Raw genomic sequence first — 2283 nt, 5'->3', positions numbered from 1 at the left:
ATCGGCGAGGATTTGGCCGCGATCCTGTACACCTCTGGGTCAACGGGCCGGCCCAAAGGCGTCATGCTCAGTCATCGCAATCTGTTGGCGGGAACGCGGATTGTACGCACTTATCTGGGCATTGGCCCGAGCGATCGCATTCTATCGATTTTGCCGTTCAGTTTCGATTACGGCTTGAATCAGCTGCTGACGGTCGTCGAGCAAGGCGCGTTGCTGGTGTTGGCGAGTTTCCGGTTTGGCGACGAACTCGTGCGCAAACTCGCCGAACATGAGATCACGGGACTCGCAGGCGTGCCGACGATGTGGTCGATCTTGACCCGCGCGGCGCCAAGCCTTTCGCGCAGGCCATTGCCGCATCTTCGTTATATCACCAATTCCGGCGGCGCTGTGCCGTCGGCGACGGTGGCGAAATTGCAGGAATTGCTGCCGTCCACATCGATCTTCTTGATGTACGGATTGACTGAAGCGTTTCGCTCGACGTTCTTGCCGCCCGACCAGGTCTCAGTGCGGCCGACCTCGATCGGGAAAGCCATACCTGAGTGCGAAGTGTTTCCGCTCACTGCCGATGGAAGGCGGGCAAAGCCGGGCGAGCCGGGTATTTTGGTGCATCGCGGCCCAACCGTGTCGCTGGGCTATTGGAACCGGCCCGAAGACACCGCCCAGGTCTTGCGGCGAAATCCCTTTAACGACGCCGTGACCGGCGGGGACATTGTCTGCTGGTCCGGTGACCTCGTGATGGAGGACGACGAAGGCTATCTGTATTTCGTCGCCCGAGAAGACGGCATGATCAAATCCGCGGGCTTCCGGATTTCGCCGACGGAAGTCGAAGAAGTATTGATGGCGACCGGCGCATTCCGTCAGGTCGCGGTGATTGGCCTCAAGGACGAGTGGGTTGGTCAGAAGGTGCACGCGATCGCTGTTCCGCTTGAGCCTGAAATCGATCTCAAGGCCGTGCTCGCGGAATCAGCCAAGAATCTGCCGACGCACATGATGCCCGCCCGCATCGAACTGGTCGAAGCACTGCCGACAACACCGAACGGCAAGGTGGACTATCAAAGCTTGAAGCGTGAGCGCGGGCAATGAACGGGCACGCGTCGGCGCTTGCGGCGGATCTGCTGGCCCGCAATTTCGCCAGTACGGACGAACTCGTCATCGGCGGCGTGCCGGTCTCGGACCTTGTGCGCGCGTATGGCTCTCCGCTCTACGTCTATGACGCTGCGCTCGCCCGCCGGAGCTACCGCGCGCTATCGGCGGCTGTCCGGGGTTTTGCGGATGTCTTCTACTCGGTGAAGGCCAATCCGCGTCCAGACGTGGCGCGCATCTTTGTCGAAGAGGGCGCTGGCCTCGAAGTCGCGTCGGAGCGCGAATTGCAGGTCGCGCTGAAGGCTGGGGCGCACACTTCGCGCATTCTGTTTGCAGGACCGGGCAAGAGTGAGGCCGAGTTGGCGTTCGCCGTGCGCAGCCGCATCGGCGAAATTCACGTCGAGAGTTATGAAGAGATTGCAGCGCTAGGACGGATCGCGCACAACGAAGGCGAGCGCGTGCGCGTTGGCGTACGCGTCAACCCGGTGGCGGCGGCGCAGGGCGGGGCCATGCGCATGGGCGGCAAGCCGGCGGCATTCGGCTTCGACGAAGAAATCCTCGCCGACGTGGTCGCCGCCATCGCGCGCGAGCCCATGCTCGAACTGGTCGGAATCCATCTCTTCGCCGGCACGCAGATTCTCGACGCCGACACGCTTCTGCTGCAATGGGGCCATGGGCTCGATCTGGCGGCGCGTCTGGCCGACATGATCGGGCGGCCGCTGCACACCATCGATCTCGGCGGCGGATTGGGCATTCCTTATCATGGCGCTGACCGCGCCCTTGATCTGGCGAAAATCGCCCAAGGAGCTTCCGCGCTGGCGGCGCGCAAGGCTACGCATGCGCTGTTGCGTGACGCCCGCGTGGTGCTGGAGCCCGGACGCTTCCTTATGGGCGAGGCTGGCATCTACCTGATGTCGGTGCGCGCGGTGAAGCGTTCCCGCGGCGCGCGCTTCATCATCGCCGATGGCGGCATGCACCATCATCTGGCGGCGTCCGGCAATCTGGGCCAGGTGATGAAGCGCGACTATCCGATCGTGGCGGCGACGAAGCTGCGCGCGCCGGCAGAGGATGTTGCGGCGCTGGTGGGGCCTTTGTGCACGCCGCTGGATACGCTGGCGCGTCAGACCGCGTTTCCGGAGCTTGTCGTCGGCGATCTCATCGCGGTGCTGCAATCAGGCGCTTACGGACTGACCGCTAGCC

The 2283-nt window shown here is 63.3% G+C and carries 2 protein-coding genes; both read left to right on the top strand.

The features are described 5' to 3' along the window. Nucleotides 1-1083 (top strand): AMP-binding protein (locus VF769_RS09315; protein ID WP_331008122.1); only part of this gene is annotated, 1083 nt, incomplete at its 5' end. Beyond that, a partial coding sequence (locus tag VF769_RS09310) for a hypothetical protein (protein ID WP_331008121.1) occupies nt 1080-2283 on the top strand: 1204 nt, incomplete at its 3' end. The genes VF769_RS09315 and VF769_RS09310, both read left to right, overlap by 4 nt.

Origin of the sequence: Vitreimonas sp., assembly GCF_036392335.1 — a bacterium.
Lineage (GTDB): Bacteria > Pseudomonadota > Alphaproteobacteria > Caulobacterales > Aquidulcibacteraceae > Vitreimonas.
Note: the sequence above shows the minus strand (reverse complement) of the source record. Positions and strands in the feature narration are given on the sequence as shown.